This window comes from Thalassospira sp. A40-3, from assembly GCF_015871485.1.
Classification (GTDB): domain Bacteria; phylum Pseudomonadota; class Alphaproteobacteria; order Rhodospirillales; family Thalassospiraceae; genus Thalassospira; species Thalassospira tepidiphila.
In genome coordinates this window covers 3,924,374-3,944,544 of the sequence record NZ_CP065428.1, presented here as the reverse complement: position 1 = coordinate 3,944,544, position 20,171 = coordinate 3,924,374, and the positions used below count along the sequence as shown (strand labels likewise).

Below are 20,171 nucleotides of genomic sequence, written 5' to 3'. Positions count from 1 at the left end.
CCGTGATTTGAACCACACGTCCCAATCGGCTTCGCAAAATCATTGCGAAGTGCCGCATCAACCCCCTAAAACAGAAGGCAAGAGCCATTCAAAAGACGGACATCATGACCAGGACAGTCACTGTCAGCGATCAGAACGGGACCGAAGCCCTTGCCGCCAAACTTGCCGCTGTTGCCAGGGCAGGGGACGTGATTTTGATGCATGGGACACTCGGCATGGGCAAAAGTGCGTTTTGCCGTGCCTTCATTCGCGCGGTGGCCGATAACCCGAACGAAGAAGTCCCCAGTCCGACTTTCACACTGGTTCAGATCTATGAACTTGATCGTGTGCCGGTCTGGCATTTTGACCTGTATCGCTTGTCTGATCCCGAAGAAGTCCACGAACTTGATATCGAGGACGCCTTTTCCGATGCCGTCAGCCTGATCGAATGGCCGGATCGGTTGGAATATCTGACCCCGGAAAATCGTCTTGATATTCATGTCGAACCCGGATCGAGCCCTGATGGCCGTGTGTTCAAGCTTGAGCCGCATGGTGAAGACTGGGATGCACGGATCAATGATCTGGTGGTAAGCCCGTCATGAACCGCGCAAGCCCCGATCAGGAACGCCGCAACGCTGAACGGCAGGATTTTCTCGTCACCTGTGGCTGGCAGACCGCGCAGGTCATGCCACTTGTCGATGATGCCTCGGCGCGGAAATATTTCCGCCTTGAACGGCGCCATGACACCGCCCTTCTGATGGATTTTCCGCCGACGGCCATTCATGTCGATCCGCATGGCATTTATGACAATCCCGAACGTCCGGCCTCTGTTTCACCAGTTCTGAAAACCACAAATCTGTTCAAACAGGCCGGTTGGCGGGTACCCGAAATCTATGAGGCGGATGAAAAGCGCGGCTTGGTCCTGATCGAGGATTTTGGTGACATCACCTTTACCGAGGCGCTCATGGGCAGTGCGATGCTGGATGGCACAACGCAGGATACGCTTTATCTGCGTGCTATCGAACAGCTGATCACCCTGCATCGCTTCTGCGACGGGGGCGGGATGAATGATTGCGGTCTGGTGCGCTATGGCCCGGAAAACCTGCGCCGGATGCTGGCCAGCTTCAAGGCCGATTACTTGCCACTCATCATCCCGGACGCGGCCAAGCGTGATGCGGCAAGCATCGCCTTTGATCAGCTTCTTGAAATCGTGCTGCCACTTTGCTGGCAGGTGGGTGAGGTGATCATTCACCGTGATTATCACGTTGATAACCTGATGCTGGTTGAAAATGGTGATGGCGGCGATGATTGCGGCATCATTGATTTTCAGGACGCGGCGATTGCGCCGCGGCCCTATGATCTGGCGTCGCTTCTGCGCGATGTGCGCCATGATATCGGCCCGGACCTTGAAGCGCGGATGAAGGAATTCTATCTCGCTGCGTTCTCCAACATCGATCGTTCTGATTTCGAAACGGCTTATATCGCGACCTCTATGCTACGCAATTTCCGCATCCTTGGCCGGTTTGGCTGGCTTGCGATCAAGGCCGGAAAGACGCGCTATTTCGAATACATCCCGCGCTGCTGGGACATAATCCTGCGCGGGGCGGCAGAAAAACTGCCAGCCCTTCAGGATTGGGTGGATGTCCATATTCCGTCCGATGCGCGCAGCGCCCCGGCAATCGGCAAAACCCAGAACCTGTCAGGCAAAGAGGCACAATCATGAGCGCACCAAACGCAAAGGCACAGGCCATGGTTCTGGCAGCTGGGCTTGGCAAACGCATGCGCCCGATCACCGATATCATGCCAAAGCCGTTGATATCGGTCGTGGGTAAGCCGATGCTTGATCATGTGCTTGATAAACTGGCAAACGCCGGTGTCACGCAGGCGGTGGTCAATTCCCATTATCTTGGGCAACAGATCATTGATCATGTCGCCACCAGAACTGCACCCACCATCATCACCTCGCCCGAGGAAGACCTGCTTGAAACCGGCGGCGGGGTAAAAAATGCGCTCTCGAAACTCGCCGAAGACGCGGTCCTGATTGCCAATGCCGATGTTTTTTGGACCGAGGGGGCAGAACCGCTGTTTGATCGCCTGATCAATGCCTTTGACCCCGATCACATGGATGCGCTTCTGGCCCTCTATCCGGTGGCAGATGGCTATGGCTATGATGGGGCAGGGGATTTCTTTTGGCAGGTGGATGGGCGGCTGAAACGGCGCGGTGAAGCACCCGAGGCCCCGTATTTTTTTACCGGGGTGCAAATATTGGCACCGCACCTGTTTGAAGATACGCCCGATGGCGCCTGGTCACTGAATGTCGTTTATGACAAGGCGCTTGCCGCTGGTCGGTGTTATGGTCTGGTACATGATGGCGGATATTTCCATATCGGCACGCCAGAGGCGCTCAAGAAGTCCAAACCCGTCATCGCAAAGGCGCTTGAAACTGAGCGTACCAAGAAAGCCGCATCCGGGGGAGTTTGATGGCCGACCTGTTTGATTACATGGACGCGCCCGAATATGACGAAGCTTCCTTCGCGGGGGAGGCAACGCCGCCCTCAAACCTGTTTTTCATTCCGCCCGGCGTTGCCTTTGCCGATTTGATCGCCAAACAACTGATGGCGGAAACCGCCGATCAGCCAGATACATTGCCCGACTATGTCCTGATGGTGCCCAATCGCCGATCCGCCAAGGTGATGCGCGATGCCTTTTTGCGGCAGTCGCAAGGCGCGGTGACCCTGCTTCCGACCATTCGTCCCTTGGGCGAGGCGGATGAGGATGAATTGGCGATTTATGGTGCGGGTGGTGAACAGGCCGCCCTTGATCTGCCGCCCGCCATCCCCGATCTGCAGCGCAAATTGCTGTTAACCCAGCTGATCATGGGCCGCCCCGATCATCGCGGTGAAAAACCAACTGCCGATCAGGCCGCCCGTCTTGCCGGCGAACTCGCACGCTTTCTGGATCAGGTGCAAACTGAAAACTGCGCCTTTGACGATCTTAAGGGCCTGGTCCCCGAAGAATTCGCCGAACACTGGCAGCTCACCCTTGAATTCCTGCAAATCCTGACCATTCACTGGCCAGGTATTTTGGCTTCTCAGGATGTCAGTGACCGTGCCATGCGGCGCAATGCCCTGATTGCCGCACAGATTGATCTATGGGAAGAAAACCCGCCAGAAACGCCGGTGCTGATTGTCGGCTCAACCGGCCCGTTCCCCGCCTTGCGCGATTTGATGGCGGCGGTGCTTAGAATGCCGCAGGGCCGTGTGGTTTTGCCCGGCCTTATGACAGGGCTTAGCCACGAAGACTGGGCGGCGATTGCCGATGATGCCGCCCATCCACAACATCTTCTGGGCAAGACTCTCGGCCATATCGGACGTCATGCTGACAGTGTTCTGCCTTGGCCCGCCCTTGATCCCGAAAACGATGCCACGATTGAGCGCCGACGTCTGGCCCGCGAAGCGTTACGACCGGCCAAGACCACCCATCACTGGCGTCACATCACCGGATTTATCCCGGATGTGATGGATGGCGTTTTGCGTGTGGATTGTTCGGGTGCGCGTGAAGAGGCAACCACGATTGCCCTTATGATGCGCGAGGCGCTGGAGCATCCCGAAAAAACCTGCGCGCTGGTCACCCCGGATCGCGGCCTTGCCCGGCGTGTCGCCACCGAACTGCGTCGGTGGGAGGTCGAAATTGATGACTCGGCCGGTATCCCGCTGCATGACACCGCACCGGCGATTTATCTGCGCCTTGTGGTGCGTGCCGTGCAGGAGGAATTTGCGCCTGTCCCATTGCTGGAACTTCTGAAACATCCGCTCTCGGCGGCGGGTCTGTCACCGGAGAAATTCCGCGTCCTGACCCGCCTTCTGGAAAAGGAAGTCCTGCGCGGTGCGCGTCCGGGTCCGGGGCTGGATGGGTTGCAAACGGCTCTTGATGGCTGGTGCGAGGATACGGTCGCCCGCCTCAGCACATCCGGGGCAAACAGCGCCATTGGCCGGATTGAACGCATCCGCGATGATCATGCGCGCCTTAGTGATCTGGTCGCCCGCATTAAAACCTGCCTTGATCCGATTGATGATCTGACCAGCGATAAAACGCACGCGCCAGTTCATCTGCTGCGCAGTCATGTTACGGCGGCTGAGGCACTGGCGGCCAGTGATACCCAAACCGGCGCGGATCGCCTGTGGCGCGGCGAAGCGGGCGAGGCATTGGCGGATTTCGTCCATGAATTGCTGAATGCGCTGACGGATTTTGCGCCGATGCCGGGCAATCGGTATAGCGCGTTTCTTGATGCCCTTATGGCGGATCGCGCGGTGCGTCCGCGCTACGGTAAACATCCGCGCCTGTTTATCTGGGGCACGGTCGAAGCCCAGATGCAGCAGGCCGATCTGACCATACTTGGCGGGCTTAATGAAGGTGTCTGGCCGCCCGAAGCCGGTGCCGATCCGTGGATGAGCCGCCCGATGCGCCGTAATTTCGGCTTGCCCGCCCCCGAACACCGGGTCGGGCAATCGGCCCATGATTTTCAGCAACTGTTTTGTTCGCCCGACGTGGTGATGACCCGTGCGCTGCGTATCGAAGGCACGCCAACCGTGCCGTCACGCTGGTTGTTACGGATTGAAAACATTCTACGCAAATCGGGCGTGTCGATGGAAAAGCCCGATGCGGCCGAGTGGCGTGCGTTGGCTGATCTTATTGATGAACCGGCCTCAAGCATGCGGATCAAGATCGGACGCCCGGCCCCCAAACCGCCTGCATCGGCGAGGCCGGATCGCCTGTCGGTGACCCAGATCGAAACGTGGATGCGTGATCCTTACGCTATCTATGCCCGTCATATCCTTGGCCTGCGCAAGCTTGACGGGATCGACGAAGATCCCGGTGCCGCGGATTACGGCAACCTGATTCACGACGCCCTTGATCAGTTCATTGCCCGCCATCCCGAACATTTGCCACCGGATGGCGAACATGAATTGCTGATCATTGGTCGCGAAGTGTTCGAACCGCTTGCGGCACGTCCCGGTCTTTGGGCCTTCTGGTGGCCACGGTTCGAGCGCATCGCCAAATGGTTCATCCAGACCGAAGCAGCGCGGCGCGATGCGGTGCGCAAATCCTATACCGAACAATCCGGAACCCTTGATACCAGCAGCGGTTTTCAGGTCTATGCCCGTGCCGACCGCATTGATCAGCTGCGCGATGGCGGGATTGCGATCATTGATTATAAAACCGGCGCACCACCCAGTCAGGGCGATGTTGCCAACGGCTTTGCCCCGCAATTACCCCTTGAAGCCGCCATCGCCGAAAAGGGCGGTTTTGGCGATGTGCCCGCAGGTCCCCCGGCCAGCATGGCATTTTGGAAGCTTTCGGGCGGGGACCCGGCAGGTGAGATCGTTGAAATCAACACAGGCCGGATGAAAACCACGCCAGCGGAACTTGCCCATGCGGCGGTGGAGGGTGTGAATGGTCTGGCCGCCGCCTTTGCCGATCCTGCAACGCCCTATCTCAGTGTGCCGCATCCCGATCACGCGCCGAAATATTCCGACTATGTCCATCTTGCCCGCCTGCGTGAATGGATGGGCAGCGAGGATGTGGATGATAGCGCTAACATCGATGAAAAACAGGATGTTGGTGAAGGGGATATATCATGACCGACATGCGCGGAACTGATCCCAACGTCCTGCAACGCAATGCATCCGATCCGACAGCATCGGTCTGGGTGTCGGCTTCGGCAGGCGCGGGCAAGACCAAGGTGCTGTCAGATCGCGTCTTGCGCCTGATGCTTTCGGGCACCGAGCCACATCGTATCCTGTGTCTGACCTTTACCAAGGCCGCGGCGGCGGAAATGGCCAACCGTGTGAATGAACGATTGGGTCTGTGGGCCACCATGGAGGATCGCGACCTTCAGGCCGATCTCGCCAACCTTGCCGGTGCAGCACCGAGTGCCGATGAAACCATCCGCGCGCGCCAGCTTTTTGCCCGTGTGCTGGATGCGCCGGGCGGTATGAAGATCCAGACCATTCATGCCTTCTGTCAGTCGCTGTTGCGCCGTTTCCCGCTGGAAGCCGGTCTGGCGCCGCATTTTGAAATCATGGATGATCGCACGGCCGCTGAAACCATGGCCGATGTGCAGGAAGAGGTTCTGGCATTCGCCCGAACCGGACGCGATGATGATCTCGCCCATGCCCTGTCTGTCGTCACCGGTCAAGTCCGCGAAGGTGCCTTTGGTGAGGTCATGAGCGAGCTTGCCCGCGAACGTGGTCGCCTGAAGCGCATGCTAGCCAATCTGGGCGGGGCCAATCGCATGCGTGATGCGGTCTATAAGGCGCTTGGTGTGCCGGTCGGACTTGATGATGAAACCATCCTGACCAAGGCCCTTTCCGATGATGCCTTTGATCGCGATGGCTTGATGCGCGGGTTGGCAGCGCTCGAGGCCGGAACCAAAACCGATACCGCACGCGTGCCGGCATTGGCGCAATTTCTTGAAAAGACGAATGTCGAAGACCGTCTGGCGGTGTTTAGCGAATATCGCAGCGTCTTCTTCACCACGGCGGGTGAACCGCGCGCCAAACTGATCACCAAGGGGGCAGCAGAAAATCACCCGATGGGGGCCGATGCGCTTGAACAGGAATGCGCGCGTCTGGTCGAGGTCGACCGCCAACGCAAGGCCGCCGCAATGGCCGGGGCGACATCGGCGCTAATCACCATCGGCAATGCGATGCTTGATCGCTATGCCACCAAAAAGGCCCTGCATGCCCGCCTTGATTATGATGACCTGATCTTGACCAGTTTGCAGCTTTTGCAACGCCAGGCCGGGATTGCCGGCTGGGTGTTGTTCAAACTGGACGAGGGCCTTGATCACGTCCTGATTGACGAGGCGCAGGATACCAACCCCGAACAGTGGGAAGTTGTGCGTATTCTGGCCGAGGAATTCTTTATCGATGCCGGGCGCCATGCCGATAAGCCGCGTACAATCTTTGCCGTCGGCGATGCCAAACAATCGATCTATAGCTTCCAGCGCGCCGATCCCGAAAAATTCGCCGAAATGCGCCGCTACTTCCGCGAACGGGCGCGTGAAATCGCCGCCGACTGGCGTGAAGTACCGATGAACATCTCGTTCCGATCCACCGATGCCGTTCTGGGCACGGTGGATCGTGTCTTTGCCGGTCCGGTCGCCAAGCAGGGTGTAGGCGATGATGGTGCTGATGTGCTTCACAGCCCGTTTCGGGTCGGGCAGGCCGGGCGGATTGAACTTTGGCCGGCCGTCGAGCCCGAAGAGCGCGCACCCGAAGACCCCTGGACACCACCGATCCGCATTGTCCGCCTTGAAGATCCGGAAATCCGCCTTGCCCGCGTCATTGCCGGGCGCATCCGTCATGCGATTGATGAAAAGGAAATCCTGACATCGCGTGGCCGTCCGGTGCGCGCAGGTGACTTCATGATCCTTGTGCGGCGGCGTACCGCCTTTGTCGATGAGGTCGTCAAGGCACTTAAGGAACGCAACGTTCCCGTCGCCGGGGTCGACCGCATGCAGATCACCGATCAGCTTGCGGTGATGGATCTGGTGGCGTTCGGGCGGTTCCTGTTAATGCCCGAAGATGACCTGACACTGGCCGAGGTGCTTAAAAGTCCGCTGATCGGTCTTGATGACGATCAGTTGTTTGAAATTGCCCATAACCGCCCCAGAACTCTTTGGCATGCGCTGCGTGAAAAGGCGGCTTTGGTTGAAGACGGATCACCGTTTGCGCGCGCCTATGCCTTCCTGTTCAAGTGGCTGGGCCGGGTTGATTACGAACGCCCGTTTGAACTTTATGCCGAATTGCTGGGCGGTCGCGGGGAGGAAGCGCGTGGAGTCCGTGCCCGTCTGGTTGGTCGTCTGGGGATCGAGGCCAACGACCCCATTGACGAATTCCTCAACCTCGCGATGGGCTATGAAGCTGATCATGCTCCGACGCTTCAGGGCTTCCTGCACTGGCTGATGGCGGGCGATGCCGAGATCAAGCGTGACCTTGAACAAAGCGGGCGTGATGAAGTCCGCATCATGACCGTGCATGGTGCCAAGGGGCTTCAGGCCCCCATTGTGTTCCTGCCCGATACCATGCAGGTGCCGACACAGGCCCCGAACCTGTTCTGGCAGGAAGACCGCAATCTGATGTTCTGGTTGCCGCGTGTGGCGCTTGAAACCGATCTTGTTGCCCGCCTGCGCGATGACATCGCACTTAAACGCGATCAGGAATATAACCGCCTGCTGTATGTCGCCCTGACACGCGCCGAAGACCGGCTTTACATTTGTGGCTGGCAGGGGCGGCGCAAGGCGCCAGAGCATTGCTGGTACAATCTGTGTAGCCAAGCGATGGAAGGCTACGCCAAACCGGCGCAGATTGATCTTTCGACCTATTCCGGATCAGGATGGGAAGGGGAAGGCTGGGTCTGGGAAACCGATCAAAGTCAGGCGCCCAAACCGGACCGCGCCGATGATATTTCGGATTCAAAACAATCTATAAAACGCCAGTTAATTCGGGCCGTTGCGCCAGAAGAATCCTTCCCGCCCAAGCCACTGGCGCCCAGTCGGCCGCTTGAAGACGAACCGGCTGTTCAATCACCGCTGGGTGGCGATCAGGGACAAAGCTTCAAACGTGGTCTTCTGATCCATAAGCTTTTGGAACTGTTGCCAGATCTGCCGGAGCAGGCCCGCCTGAAGGCAGCCGAACGCTTCCTTGCCCAACCGGTTCATGCGCTTGATCCCGATCTCCAGGTTGAAATCGCCAATGAAACGCTGGGTATTTTCGATAATCCGGCCTTTGCCCCGGTCTTTGCGCCCGGATCCCGGGCAGAGGTGCCGCTTGTCGGCATTGTCGGCGGGGATGTGGTTTCGGCCCAGATTGACCGGCTTGTCGTTCGCGACGATGAAGTGATGATTGTCGATTACAAAACCAACCGTCCGCCGCCCCGCGATGTCGAAGACACGCCGCGTGCCTATCGTCGCCAGATGTCGATCTATCGTGCGGCCTTGGCGCAAATGTATCCCGGCAAAAAGGTCAGGTGTTTCATTCTCTGGACCAATGGACCGTGGATGGTAGAGTTGCCCGATCACATTCTGACATTTGGTTAGGGAACCGACTCTGCAGAACGCCTGCTTTGACGCAGATCGCTTTCGCGCGGATCGCCCAATGCGCTTGACGTTTGCGTCAGTGCTGCCTACCTTGGCCTCATAAAGCGGATCGAGGTTTGCGGGTTCGCCCGCCTTGCCTCGTAACAACTAGGATCTGAAAGTATGACCACGATTAAAGTTTCCGACGGTTCGTTCGATACCGACGTTCTGGGTTCCAACGACCCGGTTTTGGTCGATTTCTGGGCTGAGTGGTGCGGTCCGTGCAAACAGATTGCCCCATATCTCGATGAAATCGCCGGTGAACTGGGCGGCAAGCTCAAGATCGCCAAGGTGAATATCGATGAAAACCCGAACACCCCGGCGAAATACGGTGTTCGTGGCATCCCGACCCTGATGATCTTCAAGGGTGGTGAAGTCGCTGCGATGAAAGTCGGCGCACTTCCGAAAAGCGCTCTTGTCGACTGGATCAACCAGTCGATCTGATCTTCATCGGATCATTGAATTAAAAAGGCGGGCTGAATTTCAGCCCGCCTTTTTCTTTGCCCGGTTTAAAGCACGCTTCCCTAATACTCGTATGGGGTCCCATCCATATTTTCCATAAGCACTTCACGCTTGCCGACATGGTTGGCGGCCGAAACGACGCCGTTTTCTTCCATCTGCTCGATAATGCGGGCTGCGCGGTTATAGCCGATTGAAAGCTTGCGTTGGATGAAGCTGGTCGATGCCTTCTTCTCGCGAAGGACAATACCAACTGCCTGATTGTAGAGATCATCATCTGATCCGCCCCCACCAGCCCCGGCATTGCCACCGGCCATATAGGCCGCGACCGGGTCTTCTTCGGGTTCTTCGGTAACGGTTTCAAGATAGGCCGGGTCGCCCTGATCGCGCAGATGCTTGACGATGCTTTCGACTTCTTCATCGGAAACAAACGGGCCGTGGACACGCTGCAAACGGCCGCCCTGACCCATGTAAAGCATATCCCCCTGACCCAAAAGCTGCTCGGCGCCCATTTCACCCAGAATGGTGCGCGAGTCGATTTTCGAGGTCACGGAATAGGAAATACGCGTCGGGAAGTTGGCCTTGATCGTACCGGTGATCACGTCGACTGACGGACGCTGGGTCGCCATGATCAGGTGCAGACCAGCCGCACGGGCCATCTGTGCCAATCGCTGGATCGAGGCCTCAACATCCTTGCCGGCAACCAGCATCAGGTCGGCCATTTCGTCGACGATGATGACGATAAATGGCAGCGGCTCCATCGGCAGTTCCTGATCTTCAAAGATCGGTTTGCCGGTTTCCGGATCAAAGCCGGTCTGAACACGTCGGGTAAGCTGTTCGCCCTTGGCGGCGGCTTCCTTGATGCGTTTGTTATAGCCCGCAATGTTACGCACACCGACCTGGCTCATGGCGCGATAACGGTCTTCCATCTCGCGCACGGCCCATTTCAGGGCAACAACCGCCTTGTGCGGGTCGGTCACGACCGGGGTCAGAAGATGCGGAATGCCGTCATAGATCGACAATTCAAGCATCTTGGGATCGATCATGATGAAGCGGCATTCTTCAGGCTTTAGGCGATAGAGCAATGACAGGATCATCGCGTTCACACCCACCGATTTACCCGAACCGGTGGTACCGGCAATCAGCAAGTGCGGCATTTTGGACAGATCGGCAATTACCGGTGTGCCGCCGATATCCTTACCGAGGCTCATATTGAGCTTGCCGGTATTCTTTTCAAAATCACTCGATGCCAGAATTTCATGCAGATGAACGGTTTCACGGCGCGAGTTTGGCAGTTCGATCCCGATGACGTTGCGTCCGGGCACCACGGCAACACGGGCGGCAATCGCACTCATGGAACGCGCAATATCATCTGCCAGGCCAATCACGCGCGATGATTTGACGCCTGCGGCGGGCTCGAGCTCATAAAGGGTGACAACCGGGCCCGGGCGAACCTGAACGATCTCGCCCTTAACGCCAAAGTCCTGAAGCACGGTTTCAAGCAAACGGGCATTCTGTGCCAAGGCTTCCTGATCGATCTGGTTGGCATCGGCCGGATCAGGTTCACCAAGCAGATCAAGCGGTGGGAAACGATACTCATCCGAGCCCAGATCAAACGATGCCTGACGCTGCGCTGCGGCCTTCTGGCTTGGTTGCAGCTTGGCGGCTGGCGCGGCGACAATATGAACCGGCGGTTCGTGATCGTCATCGTCGTCAAACTCGTCATAATCATCCGCGGCAACATCCGGTTCAGATTTCCGGGTTGAAATGGCCGTGCCAAGCTTGGACTTGCCTGTGTCCATCGACGGTTCCTGACGCGAGCCCGGGGCACGCTTGGCAAGCGGCTCATCGTTGCTGCCAGTCGGGATAATGGCACGAATGCCTGCAATCACCTTGCCGCCGGCAAAGGACAGCGCCGTGCCCAACCGTCCCCATTCAGACAGGGAATAGGCCATACAAAAGATCGTCAGTGCCAGACCAAGCATCATGGATGCCAATGCGATCAGGGCCCGTGCGCCGGGAACCCCAATCATCGCAAAACCGGCCTGAAGCTTGCCCAGCAGCAAATCACCGGCAAAGCCGCCCAGACCAACCGTCAGCGGCCAATGCATGCCCGGCTGAATGGCGGCTGCCGAAACCGCGACAAGAAGCAGTGCCAGCGGCAAGACAAGGAAACGTGCCCACATCCAACGGAACGGTTTGACCGCAATCAGGCGCAGGCCCCAGGCGACAAGCAAAACGGTAATCAGTGCGGATGCCAGACCAAGGGTCCGCAGCATCAAATCCGCGCCATAGGCCCCGACAATCCCCAACGGATTAAAAATCGTCGTGCGGTCCGTGGCATGGTTAAACGATGGGTCGCCGGGATGAAAACCGATCAGCATGATGAACAGGGCCATGGCCAGCAATACCAGCCCCAGGCCGCAAAACCGCAAACCACTGCGCTTGAGCAGTGTCACGAGACTGCCGGGCATGAATGCGGTTCCAAGAGTGTTTGACTGGCTGCTCATCTGGGTATCCGTTCTGGTTAAGTCCTGCTGTTCTGGTCGGGCGAAGCGTCGGTTTAGCTTTCCAATGCCTTAGCGATGCGGGTCAGTCCTTCCCGCGTGGTTTCAAGATCATGCACCAAGGCAATGCGGATGAACCGTTTGCCCGGATTGTCGCCATTGGCATCGGTCAATGACAGGTAACTGCCCGGAATGACCTTTACCCCGGATTCTTTCCAGATTTTTCGGGTGGCGGCCTCATCATCGCCGACATCAAGCCACAGGAAAAATCCGCCGGGCGGGCGATAGAAGCCAAACCGGTTGCCAAAGACTTCCTCGGCGATGTCGATTTTGGCTCGATAGATATCCCGGTTGGCCTCCGCATGGGCATCATCGTTCCAAAGTGCGGTGGATGCGGCCATGACCGGCATCGGAATGGTGGCCGAGCAATAGCTGCGCAGTGCGGTAAAGCGTTTGATGATCTTTGCATCACCGGCAACGAAGCCTGAACGCAAACCCGGCGCACTGGATCGTTTCGAAAGACTGTGGAAGACAAGAATATTGTCCATGTTTCCACCCTGTGCGGTACAGATTTCAAGCGCGCCGGTCGGTGCGGTGCTGTCATAGATATCGGCATAGCACTCATCCATGGCCAGCACGAAGTCATGCTTGCGCGCCAATGCAATGATCTGTTCGAGGTACGCACGTGATGCAATCGCCCCTTGCGGGTTGGCCGGCGAGCAAAGGAAGAACAGCGCGCAGGCATCAAGATCCTTGGCATCAATCTGATCAAGATCGGGCAGGAACCCGTTTTCCGGCTCTGCTGCCAGCGGCACCATTTCCGCGTCATTCAAAACCGCTGCGCCGCAATAGACCTGATAGAACGGGTTGGGCAGCAAGACCTTGGGTTTAGGACCCGGTTGATCCTGTGGAATGACGGTGGTGGCAATCAGATAAAGTGCCTCGCGCGTGCCTGCGACCGGCAGGACGTGATCATCACGGTCGATCATGTCTTTGGGCAGGTTATAGCGGCGATCAAGCCAGTTTTTGATGGCGTCGCGCAATTCCGGCGTACCGGTGCCGGGCGGGTATTTGTGCCAAAGGCTGGCATGTTTGACCATTGCCTCGGTGATCATGGCGGGCGGTTCGTGCTGTGGCTCGCCGATCGACATAACAAGCGGCGGCTGACCGGGTTCGATCCCGTCAAGCAGGGTTGCCAATCGCGGAAACGGATAGGCAGGCAATTGATCCAGGCGCGCGTTAAACATGGTCGTCGTCAATCCAGCATGATCTGTGGTCCGCCGTTCGCGGTCCCGTTATTCGGAAGATGGGTAAAATCCCCTGACTTTACCCCTATGCCAAAAGTGCAAAGAAACATTTAAGAGCACGGGTAAGCCAACGCAAAAAGCCCGGAAAGATGCGCTTTCCGGGCTTGAAAGAGTATTAACTCTGTTGCTGGTCGCGCAACCTAGCTCGCGCGGAGATCGTCCTCTGGATATGCGCCGATGTTGTGGATCGAGATATCCGCACCATCAAACTCGGCTTCTTCGGACAGACGGATGCCAATGGTGGCTTTTAGGGCGCCATAGACAACAAAGCCGACCACGGTCGCAAAAACGACACCAATCAGCGACCCTGCCAGCTGTGCGCTGAACGAAACGCCGCCCATACCGCCAAGGGCCTCAAGGCCAAAGATGCCACAGGCAATCCCGCCAAGAAGACCGCACATGCCGTGCAGCGGCCAAACGCCGAGGACATCATCGATTTTCCATTTTGCCTGACACTGATTAAAGCCCCAGACAAACAGCGCACCGGCAAGACCGCCGGTCACAAGTGCACCCAACGGATGCATGACATCTGATCCGGCGCAAACGGCAACCAGTCCGGCAAGTGCGCCGTTATGGACAAAACCGGGATCATTTCGACCGGCAATCAATGCCGTCAGAATGCCGCCGACCATCGCCATCAGCGAGTTAACCGCAACCAGTCCGGTAATACCGCTTATTGATTGTGCGGACATGACGTTAAAGCCAAACCAGCCAACACAAAGAACCCAAGACCCCAAAGCCAGGAAGGGAATGTTTGACGGCGGAATACCGACGAGGCCACCGGTTTTGGTGTATCGCCCGCGACGAACGCCGAGATTGATCACAGCACCAAGGGCGATCCAGCCGCCAACGGCATGAACGACGATGGAACCGGCAAAATCATGGAACGGTGCGCCAAAAGTGGCTTCGATCATGTCCTGGAAACCGAAATTGTTGTTCCAGACCATGCCTTCAAACAGGGGATAGCAAACACCCACCAGAATAGCGGTGGCAAACAGCTGCGGATAGAAACGCGCGCGTTCTGCAATACCGCCAGAAATAATGGCCGGGATCGCAGCTGCAAACGTCAAAAGGAAGAAGAATTTGACCAGATCATAGCCGCTATCAGCAAAGGCTGGGCTGTTTTCGGGGGTGATCTGACCGCTCAGAACGCCAGCATTGGCAAAGAAATCAACGCCATATGCAACGCTGTAGCCGACAAGGAAATAGGCAATGGTCGAAACAGCGAAATCAACAATGATCTTAACCAGTGCGTTAACCTGATTCTTTTTGCGAACCGTGCCGACTTCAAGAAAGGCAAAACCGGCGTGCATCGCGAGCACCATAATAGCGCCCATCAGGACGAAAAATACGTCCGAGGCAGTCTGGAAGGCCCCCATAAGGCGTCCCCTTTTCAAATAGCGTTTCCTCTCGGTCCGGTCTTGTCGGGGCAGCCGGACTCTGGTTCGGGGCAGCCAAGATCAATTTTCGTGCCAATGCCGCAAAACCGGGCAGCAAAGCGTAAAATGCCAAGGCTGTTGCTCGGTATTTGACTGTCGGGGTGAGGCATTCGGTTTTAGGGGCAAAAAACGCCTTTGCCTTCCAAGTGATCAAAACGCTGCCCAAAAAGGCAGCATGGAACAAAAAAAGGCCCGCCCGGTTTTCCCCGGACGGGCTTTTGATCTGATCGATCAGGTGCCGTGCGAACACGGCACCTGTCAGAAAGTCATTTTTAGAAGCGCTGGGAACCCTTACCGAATTCCGGATAGGCTTCCATGCCAAGTTCGGTTGCGTCCGCACCGTTGGCTTCTTCTTCCTCGGAGAGGCGAATACCAACAGTGAACTTCAGAGCCAGCCACACGATCGACGAGGCAACGATGGTGAAGGCACCCATTGCAACGATACCGGTGATCTGCGTGCCGAAGGAAGCACCGTCATTGGTGAACGGAACAGCAAGCGTGCCCCAGATACCGCAAACAAGGTGAACCGAAACAGCGCCGACAACGTCGTCGATTTTCAGTTTGTCGAGCAACGGAACTGCAACAACAACCAGGATACCACCGATGGCACCGATGATGATCGCCGAGCCAATGGTCGGGGTGTCCGGAGCAGCCGTGATCGAAACCAGACCAGCCAGTGCACCGTTAAGTGCCATGGTGAGGTCGACCTTTTTGTAAAGGATCTGGGTCAGGATCATTGCTGCAACCACACCGCCGGCAGCTGCCATGGTGGTGTTGCCATAGATGTTGGCAATGGCGATGACGTCAGCACCGGTACCCATAGCAAGCTGAGAACCACCGTTGAAGCCGAACCAGCCGAGCCACAGGACGAAGGTACCAAGCGTTGCAAGCGGAAGGTTCGAACCCGGCATCGGGTGAACGGAACCGTCTTCGCCGTACTTGCCTTTACGTGCACCAAGGATGATCGCACCGGTCAGAGCAGCCCAGCCGCCGACCGAGTGAACAATGGTGGAACCGGCAAAGTCAGAGAAGCCCATTTCCGACAGCCAGCCGCCGCCCCAGGTCCATGCACCGGTGATCGGATACAGAACGCCAGTCAGAACAACGACGAAGATCAGGAACGGCCACAGTTTGATACGCTCGGCAACAGTACCCGATACGATCGAAGCTGCGGTTGCAACGAAGACCATCTGGAAGAACCAGTCGGACGTTGCGGAATAACCGCCAGAGAAATCACCACCAAGGGCAGCGGAGTCATCTGCGCTCCACAGGCTCAGCGAGCCGATCCAGCCAGATACATCCATGTACATCAGGTTGTAACCGATGAGGTAGTACATGATGCCCGCGATTGCGAAGAGCGAAATGTTCTTCAGCAGGATGGTGGTAACGTTTTTGGTACGAACCAGGCCGCTCTCAAGCATAGCAAAGCCAGCCGCCATGAACATGACGATTGCGCCACTGAACAGGAAGCTAAAGCTGTTGAGAATGAACTGGGTTTCAGCCGGAACGCCTGCGTCCTGAGCAAAAGCCGGAGAAGCGATTGCCAGAAGGGCGGTAGCTGCAGCCGCAGCAAGGCCGGTTTTCTTCATGGAAATAGTCATAATGTCTCCCCTTGTCTCTGGACTTACAGGGCGTCGTCGCCGGTTTCACCAGTACGGATACGAACCGCCTGATTCACATCAAGAACGAAAATCTTACCGTCCCCGATTTTCCCGGTTTGAGCAGTTTTGGTGATGGCTTCGACAACCTGATCAACCAGATTATCCGTGATGGCGACTTCCAGCTTCACCTTCGGCAGGAAGCTGACCATGTATTCAGCACCACGATAAATTTCGGTCTGACCTTTCTGGCGACCAAAACCTTTAACTTCGGTGACCGTCAAACCCTGGACGCCCAGTGCGCTAAGCGCTTCACGGACTTCGTCCAGTTTGAACGGCTTAATGACAGCAGTAACAAGTTTCATAATAATGCGACCTCCCGGCATATCCGTTGAGTACCAACGTGGTAATCACGATTTCGCAGTCGCAGTCTCCAAACCAAGAATCGTGCCAGACTCAGAATAAAAATCTTAAATTACTGTTTTTGTTGCACAAAATGATGAATCGATCCGACGAAATTATGACTTCGTTCTGTCATGACCGGATTAAAATCTGCACAAAATCTGTGGCTGTTCAAAAAATATGCATATTTTTTAATCAACCTGTCGCGTAATTGAAAAGCGCTTACAGCTCAAGGCTCTGTGGCAATTGGCATTCTGGTTCCGCGGGACTTGTCGCAACCAAGGGGTGATATGCCTTGGCAGGTGGCGATGGCGCATTCACGGCTTTCAAAGATGGTTTTGCCCCGATGTTGTGCTGGCAAAGGTCGTGATAACTGCGCGTCGATGATCGGTGCGGGTTGTGGCTGCGTATCGGGCAGGGTAAAGATGTGCAAACAACGCTTTCACGACGCCCTATTGCGTCAGGTCAACGCAGGATGCCAAGCTGCACTGTAAACCGGCATCACTGGCAAAGGCCAAACGACACAGGAAATTGCGATATGCATGATCAGCAGCCACTTCAAACCGATGTCATTATTCTTGGGGGCGGCTTGAACGGTGCCTCTATGGCCTTGGCGCTGGCCCATGGCGGCATCAAGTCGGTGGTGATTGATTATGCAGACCCCAAAACCATCCTGACGGCCAATTACGATGGCCGTACCTGTGCGATTGCCGCCGCCTCCAAATCGGTTTTGGAAGTGATCGGTGCCTGGGAAAACATGGCCGATGGCGCGGAGCCGATCCTTGATATCCGCATTGCCGATGGTCAAAGCCCGCTTTTCCTGCATTACGACCATCATGATGTCGGTAACGAGCCACTTGGCTATATCGTCGAAAACCTTGTGACCCGAAGTGCGCTTTATCGTGCCATCGAGAAAACCGATCTGGTCAAAATGATTGCACCGGCCAAGGTCGAAACGATTGCACGTGATCAGGGTGCCATGACCATCAAGCTGGCCGGCGGGCAAGTCGTGCGTGCACCACTTGCCATCGGGGCCGAAGGGCGCAAATCCATGTTGCGCGAATGGGCCGGCATCAAGACCTATAACTGGAGCTATAAGCAAAGTGCGGTGGTTTGCACCGTCAAGCACCAGCAGCCCCACAATGGGCTGGCGGTCGAGCATTTCCTGCCGGCAGGCCCGTTTGCAATCCTGCCGATGACCGATAACCGTTGCTCGATTGTCTGGACCGAGGGCACGGATCAGGCCAATTATCTGGTCAATCTTGATGATCAGACCTTCCTTGATGAATTGCATCGCCGGTTTGACGGCTATCTCGGTGATCTTGAAGTTATCGGGCCACGCTTCTGCTATCCGCTTGGGCTGCAGCACGCCTATCACTACACCCAGGATCGCTTGGCGTTGATTGGTGATGCGGCGCACGGCATGCATCCGATTGCCGGTCAGGGGCTGAATATGGGGATCCGCGATGTTGCGGTTCTGGCAGAAATTCTGGTCAATGCCCGTCGTCTCGGTCGTGATATCGGCAGTGCGGATGTGCTGGCAGAATATGAACAATGGCGGCGTTTCGATAATACAGTGATGCTGGCAGTAACCGATATCACCACGCGCCTGTTCTCGAACGATATTGCACCCATCCGCTGGGCGCGCGATATCGGATTGGCAATTGTCGAGAAAATCCCGCCCCTAAAAAAGACCTTCATGTCGCATGCGATGGGCTATGCCGGTACCTTGCCAAAACTGATGCAGGGCAAGCGGCTGTAACCGGATTGCCTTTTGCCGCAACCGGGGACTATAGCCAGATCTTCCGGTCGAAAAATTGCGATAGGTGATCAAAGGTCATTTAAAACCATTCAAAAACATGTCGTTTTTTGTGAGTGATTGTTGATTTGTGTCAACAAGTCAGCAAACAGAAAAGCGCAATGTCCCCGTCGAGTTGATCAAACTAACAGGGGACAGATAATGTCATTCAAATCCAAACTCCTTGGTGCCGCATTGTTGGGTGGCATGATGGCGGCTTCGTTTGTTGCTGCCAAACCGGCTTCCGCACAGACCGCCGAATTCAAAACCAAACAGGCTGGCGATATTTTGATTCGTGGCCGTGTCGTTGGTGTCGTTCCTGATGAAGACGTCGATAGCAATACCCTTCCGGGTAAAGGCGAAATTGACAATGACGTCATTCCGGAAGTCGATTTCTCTTACTTCGTGACGGACAACATTGCGCTTGAGCTGATCGCGGGTACGTCGAAGCATGATGTAACCTGGAGCGACGGCAAGGATCTGGGGAGCGTCCGTCTGCTGCCGCCGACTCTGACCCTGCAGTATCACTTCATGCCGGAAAGCCGCTGGAGCCCGTATATCGGTGCAGGTATCAACTACACCTTCTTCTATGACTCCAAACCAGGCCAGTTTAGCTCCGTCGACTATGATGACGGCTTTGGTTATGCCTTCCAGGCTGGCTTCGACTATGCGATTTCTGGTCCGTGGTCGCTGAACGTTGACGTCAAGAAAATCTATCTGGAAACCGACGTTTCTGTAGATAACGGTACGGTCAAGGCGGACGCAAATATTGATCCGTGGTTGTTCGGTGTTGGTATTGGCTATCGCTTCTAATAAAGCGTACGTCCGAGGATAACCTCTCCGGACAGCAAGACACTAAAAACGGTCCTGTCTTTGGCAGGGCCGTTTTTGTTTTGGGACTTCTGGAAAGAAAAGGGAGGCGTCAGCGCTTGGTTGGATCGCGTGACAGGCCGCGGGCCTTGAGTGCGGCGAGATAGTCGTTCCAGAGCTTGTCCTGATTGTCGTGCAATTCGCGCAGATATTGCCAGCTAAACAGGCCGCTATCATGCAAATCGTCGAAGGTAATGCGCACGGCATAGTTCCCGACCGGCACGATATCGATGATGCCAACGTGGCGGCGGCCGGCGATGATCTTCTTTTCTGACGGATGATGGCCTTGAACTTCGGCGGACGGGCTTTCCACCCGAAGCAGCTCGGCGCCAAGGCGCGTTTGAACACCGTCATCCCAGATGATTTCCAGAATGCGCTCATCACGCAGATAGTTGATTTCAACCGGGGTGAAAGCAGGCGTAAAACCGTCGCTGGGCATGGTGACAGGCAACCTTTGCCTTAGTCTTCGATGGCACGGGCTTCGTCGGGCAGCATGATCGGAATGCCGTCGCGGATCGGATAGGCAAGACCGGCCTTTGGGCTGATCAGTTCGTTATTTTCACGATCATATTCCAACGCCTGTTTGGTCACCGGACAGACAAGGATTTCAAGAAGTTTCGGGTCTACCGGGCTATGGGTCGCGGTCATCAATTCAGCCTTCGGGTTGGAT

Annotated in this window: 15 protein-coding genes; 8 read left to right on the top strand and 7 right to left on the bottom strand. The window is 56.3% G+C overall.

Going from position 1 to position 20,171, the window contains the following annotated elements:
- Positions 1 to 104 precede the first annotated feature (104 nt).
- The 6 genes from tsaE (at position 105) to trxA (ending at position 9,565) form a co-directional block, all read left to right on the top strand.
- Positions 105 to 581: a tRNA (adenosine(37)-N6)-threonylcarbamoyltransferase complex ATPase subunit type 1 TsaE gene (gene tsaE / locus IT893_RS18190; protein ID WP_197146203.1), complete on the top strand. Its 477-nt coding sequence runs from the start codon at positions 105 to 107 to the stop codon at positions 579 to 581.
- Entirely contained in the window at positions 578 to 1,702 is a 1,125-nt protein-coding gene (locus IT893_RS18185; protein WP_197146202.1) for an aminoglycoside phosphotransferase family protein, read from the top strand. The genes tsaE and IT893_RS18185 overlap by 4 nt, the downstream gene beginning before the upstream one ends.
- Positions 1,699 to 2,460 (top strand): nucleotidyltransferase family protein, encoded by a 762-nt coding sequence (locus tag IT893_RS18180; RefSeq protein WP_197146201.1) that lies wholly within the window; start codon positions 1,699 to 1,701, stop codon positions 2,458 to 2,460. Before IT893_RS18185 ends, IT893_RS18180 begins: the two co-directional genes overlap by 4 nt.
- Positions 2,460 to 5,621, top strand: a complete 3,162-nt coding sequence (gene addB / locus IT893_RS18175) for a double-strand break repair protein AddB (protein WP_197146200.1) — start codon at positions 2,460 to 2,462, stop codon at positions 5,619 to 5,621. The genes IT893_RS18180 and addB overlap by 1 nt, the downstream gene beginning before the upstream one ends.
- Positions 5,618 to 9,082, top strand: a complete 3,465-nt coding sequence (gene addA, locus IT893_RS18170; protein WP_197146199.1) for a double-strand break repair helicase AddA — start codon at positions 5,618 to 5,620, stop codon at positions 9,080 to 9,082. Before addB ends, addA begins: the two co-directional genes overlap by 4 nt.
- 162 nt (positions 9,083 to 9,244) lie before the next feature.
- On the top strand, positions 9,245 to 9,565 hold the full coding sequence (gene trxA, locus IT893_RS18165; RefSeq protein ID WP_008888557.1) for a thioredoxin TrxA: 321 nt from the start codon (positions 9,245 to 9,247) through the stop codon (positions 9,563 to 9,565).
- 80 nt (positions 9,566 to 9,645) lie between these two features.
- Here trxA and IT893_RS18160 read toward each other — a convergent pair whose 3' ends face one another.
- The 5 genes from IT893_RS18160 to glnK form a co-directional block, all read right to left on the bottom strand.
- On the bottom strand, positions 9,646 to 12,090 hold the full coding sequence (locus tag IT893_RS18160) for a DNA translocase FtsK (RefSeq protein ID WP_197146198.1): 2,445 nt from the start codon (positions 12,088 to 12,090) through the stop codon (positions 9,646 to 9,648).
- A 53-nt stretch (positions 12,091 to 12,143) separates the two neighbouring features.
- On the bottom strand, positions 12,144 to 13,334 hold the full coding sequence (locus IT893_RS18155; RefSeq protein ID WP_197146197.1) for an aminotransferase class I/II-fold pyridoxal phosphate-dependent enzyme: 1,191 nt from the start codon (positions 13,332 to 13,334) through the stop codon (positions 12,144 to 12,146).
- A 200-nt stretch (positions 13,335 to 13,534) separates the two neighbouring features.
- Complete coding sequence (locus IT893_RS18150) at positions 13,535 to 14,773, bottom strand: ammonium transporter (RefSeq protein ID WP_197147744.1); 1,239 nt, start codon at positions 14,771 to 14,773, stop codon at positions 13,535 to 13,537.
- Between the two features lie 332 nt (positions 14,774 to 15,105).
- Positions 15,106 to 16,434, bottom strand: coding sequence for an ammonium transporter (amt, locus tag IT893_RS18145; protein WP_120224021.1), 1,329 nt, complete (start codon positions 16,432 to 16,434; stop codon positions 15,106 to 15,108).
- Positions 16,435 to 16,457: 23 nt separating this feature from the next.
- Positions 16,458 to 16,796 carry a P-II family nitrogen regulator gene (gene glnK, locus IT893_RS18140; RefSeq protein WP_008888552.1) on the bottom strand — a complete coding sequence of 113 codons (339 nt, stop codon included), beginning with the start codon at positions 16,794 to 16,796 and terminating at the stop codon, positions 16,458 to 16,460.
- A 575-nt stretch (positions 16,797 to 17,371) separates the two neighbouring features.
- Between glnK and ubiH the strand changes: the two genes are divergently transcribed.
- Entirely contained in the window at positions 17,372 to 18,595 is a 1,224-nt protein-coding gene (ubiH, locus tag IT893_RS18135; RefSeq protein WP_197146196.1) for a 2-octaprenyl-6-methoxyphenyl hydroxylase, read from the top strand.
- 198 nt (positions 18,596 to 18,793) lie between these two features.
- Entirely contained in the window at positions 18,794 to 19,444 is a 651-nt protein-coding gene (locus IT893_RS18130) for an OmpW family protein (protein WP_197146195.1), read from the top strand.
- A 109-nt stretch (positions 19,445 to 19,553) separates the two neighbouring features.
- Here the strand turns inward: IT893_RS18130 and IT893_RS18125 are convergent, their stop codons facing one another.
- Entirely contained in the window at positions 19,554 to 19,940 is a 387-nt protein-coding gene (locus IT893_RS18125; RefSeq protein WP_197146194.1) for a gamma-butyrobetaine hydroxylase-like domain-containing protein, read from the bottom strand.
- 20 nt (positions 19,941 to 19,960) lie between these two features.
- The gene (locus IT893_RS18120; RefSeq protein WP_008888548.1) at positions 19,961 to 20,149 is read right to left on the bottom strand and encodes a Trm112 family protein; all 189 of its coding nucleotides are present in this window, start codon (positions 20,147 to 20,149) and stop codon (positions 19,961 to 19,963) included.
- Between the last annotated feature and the right edge of the window lie 22 nt (positions 20,150 to 20,171).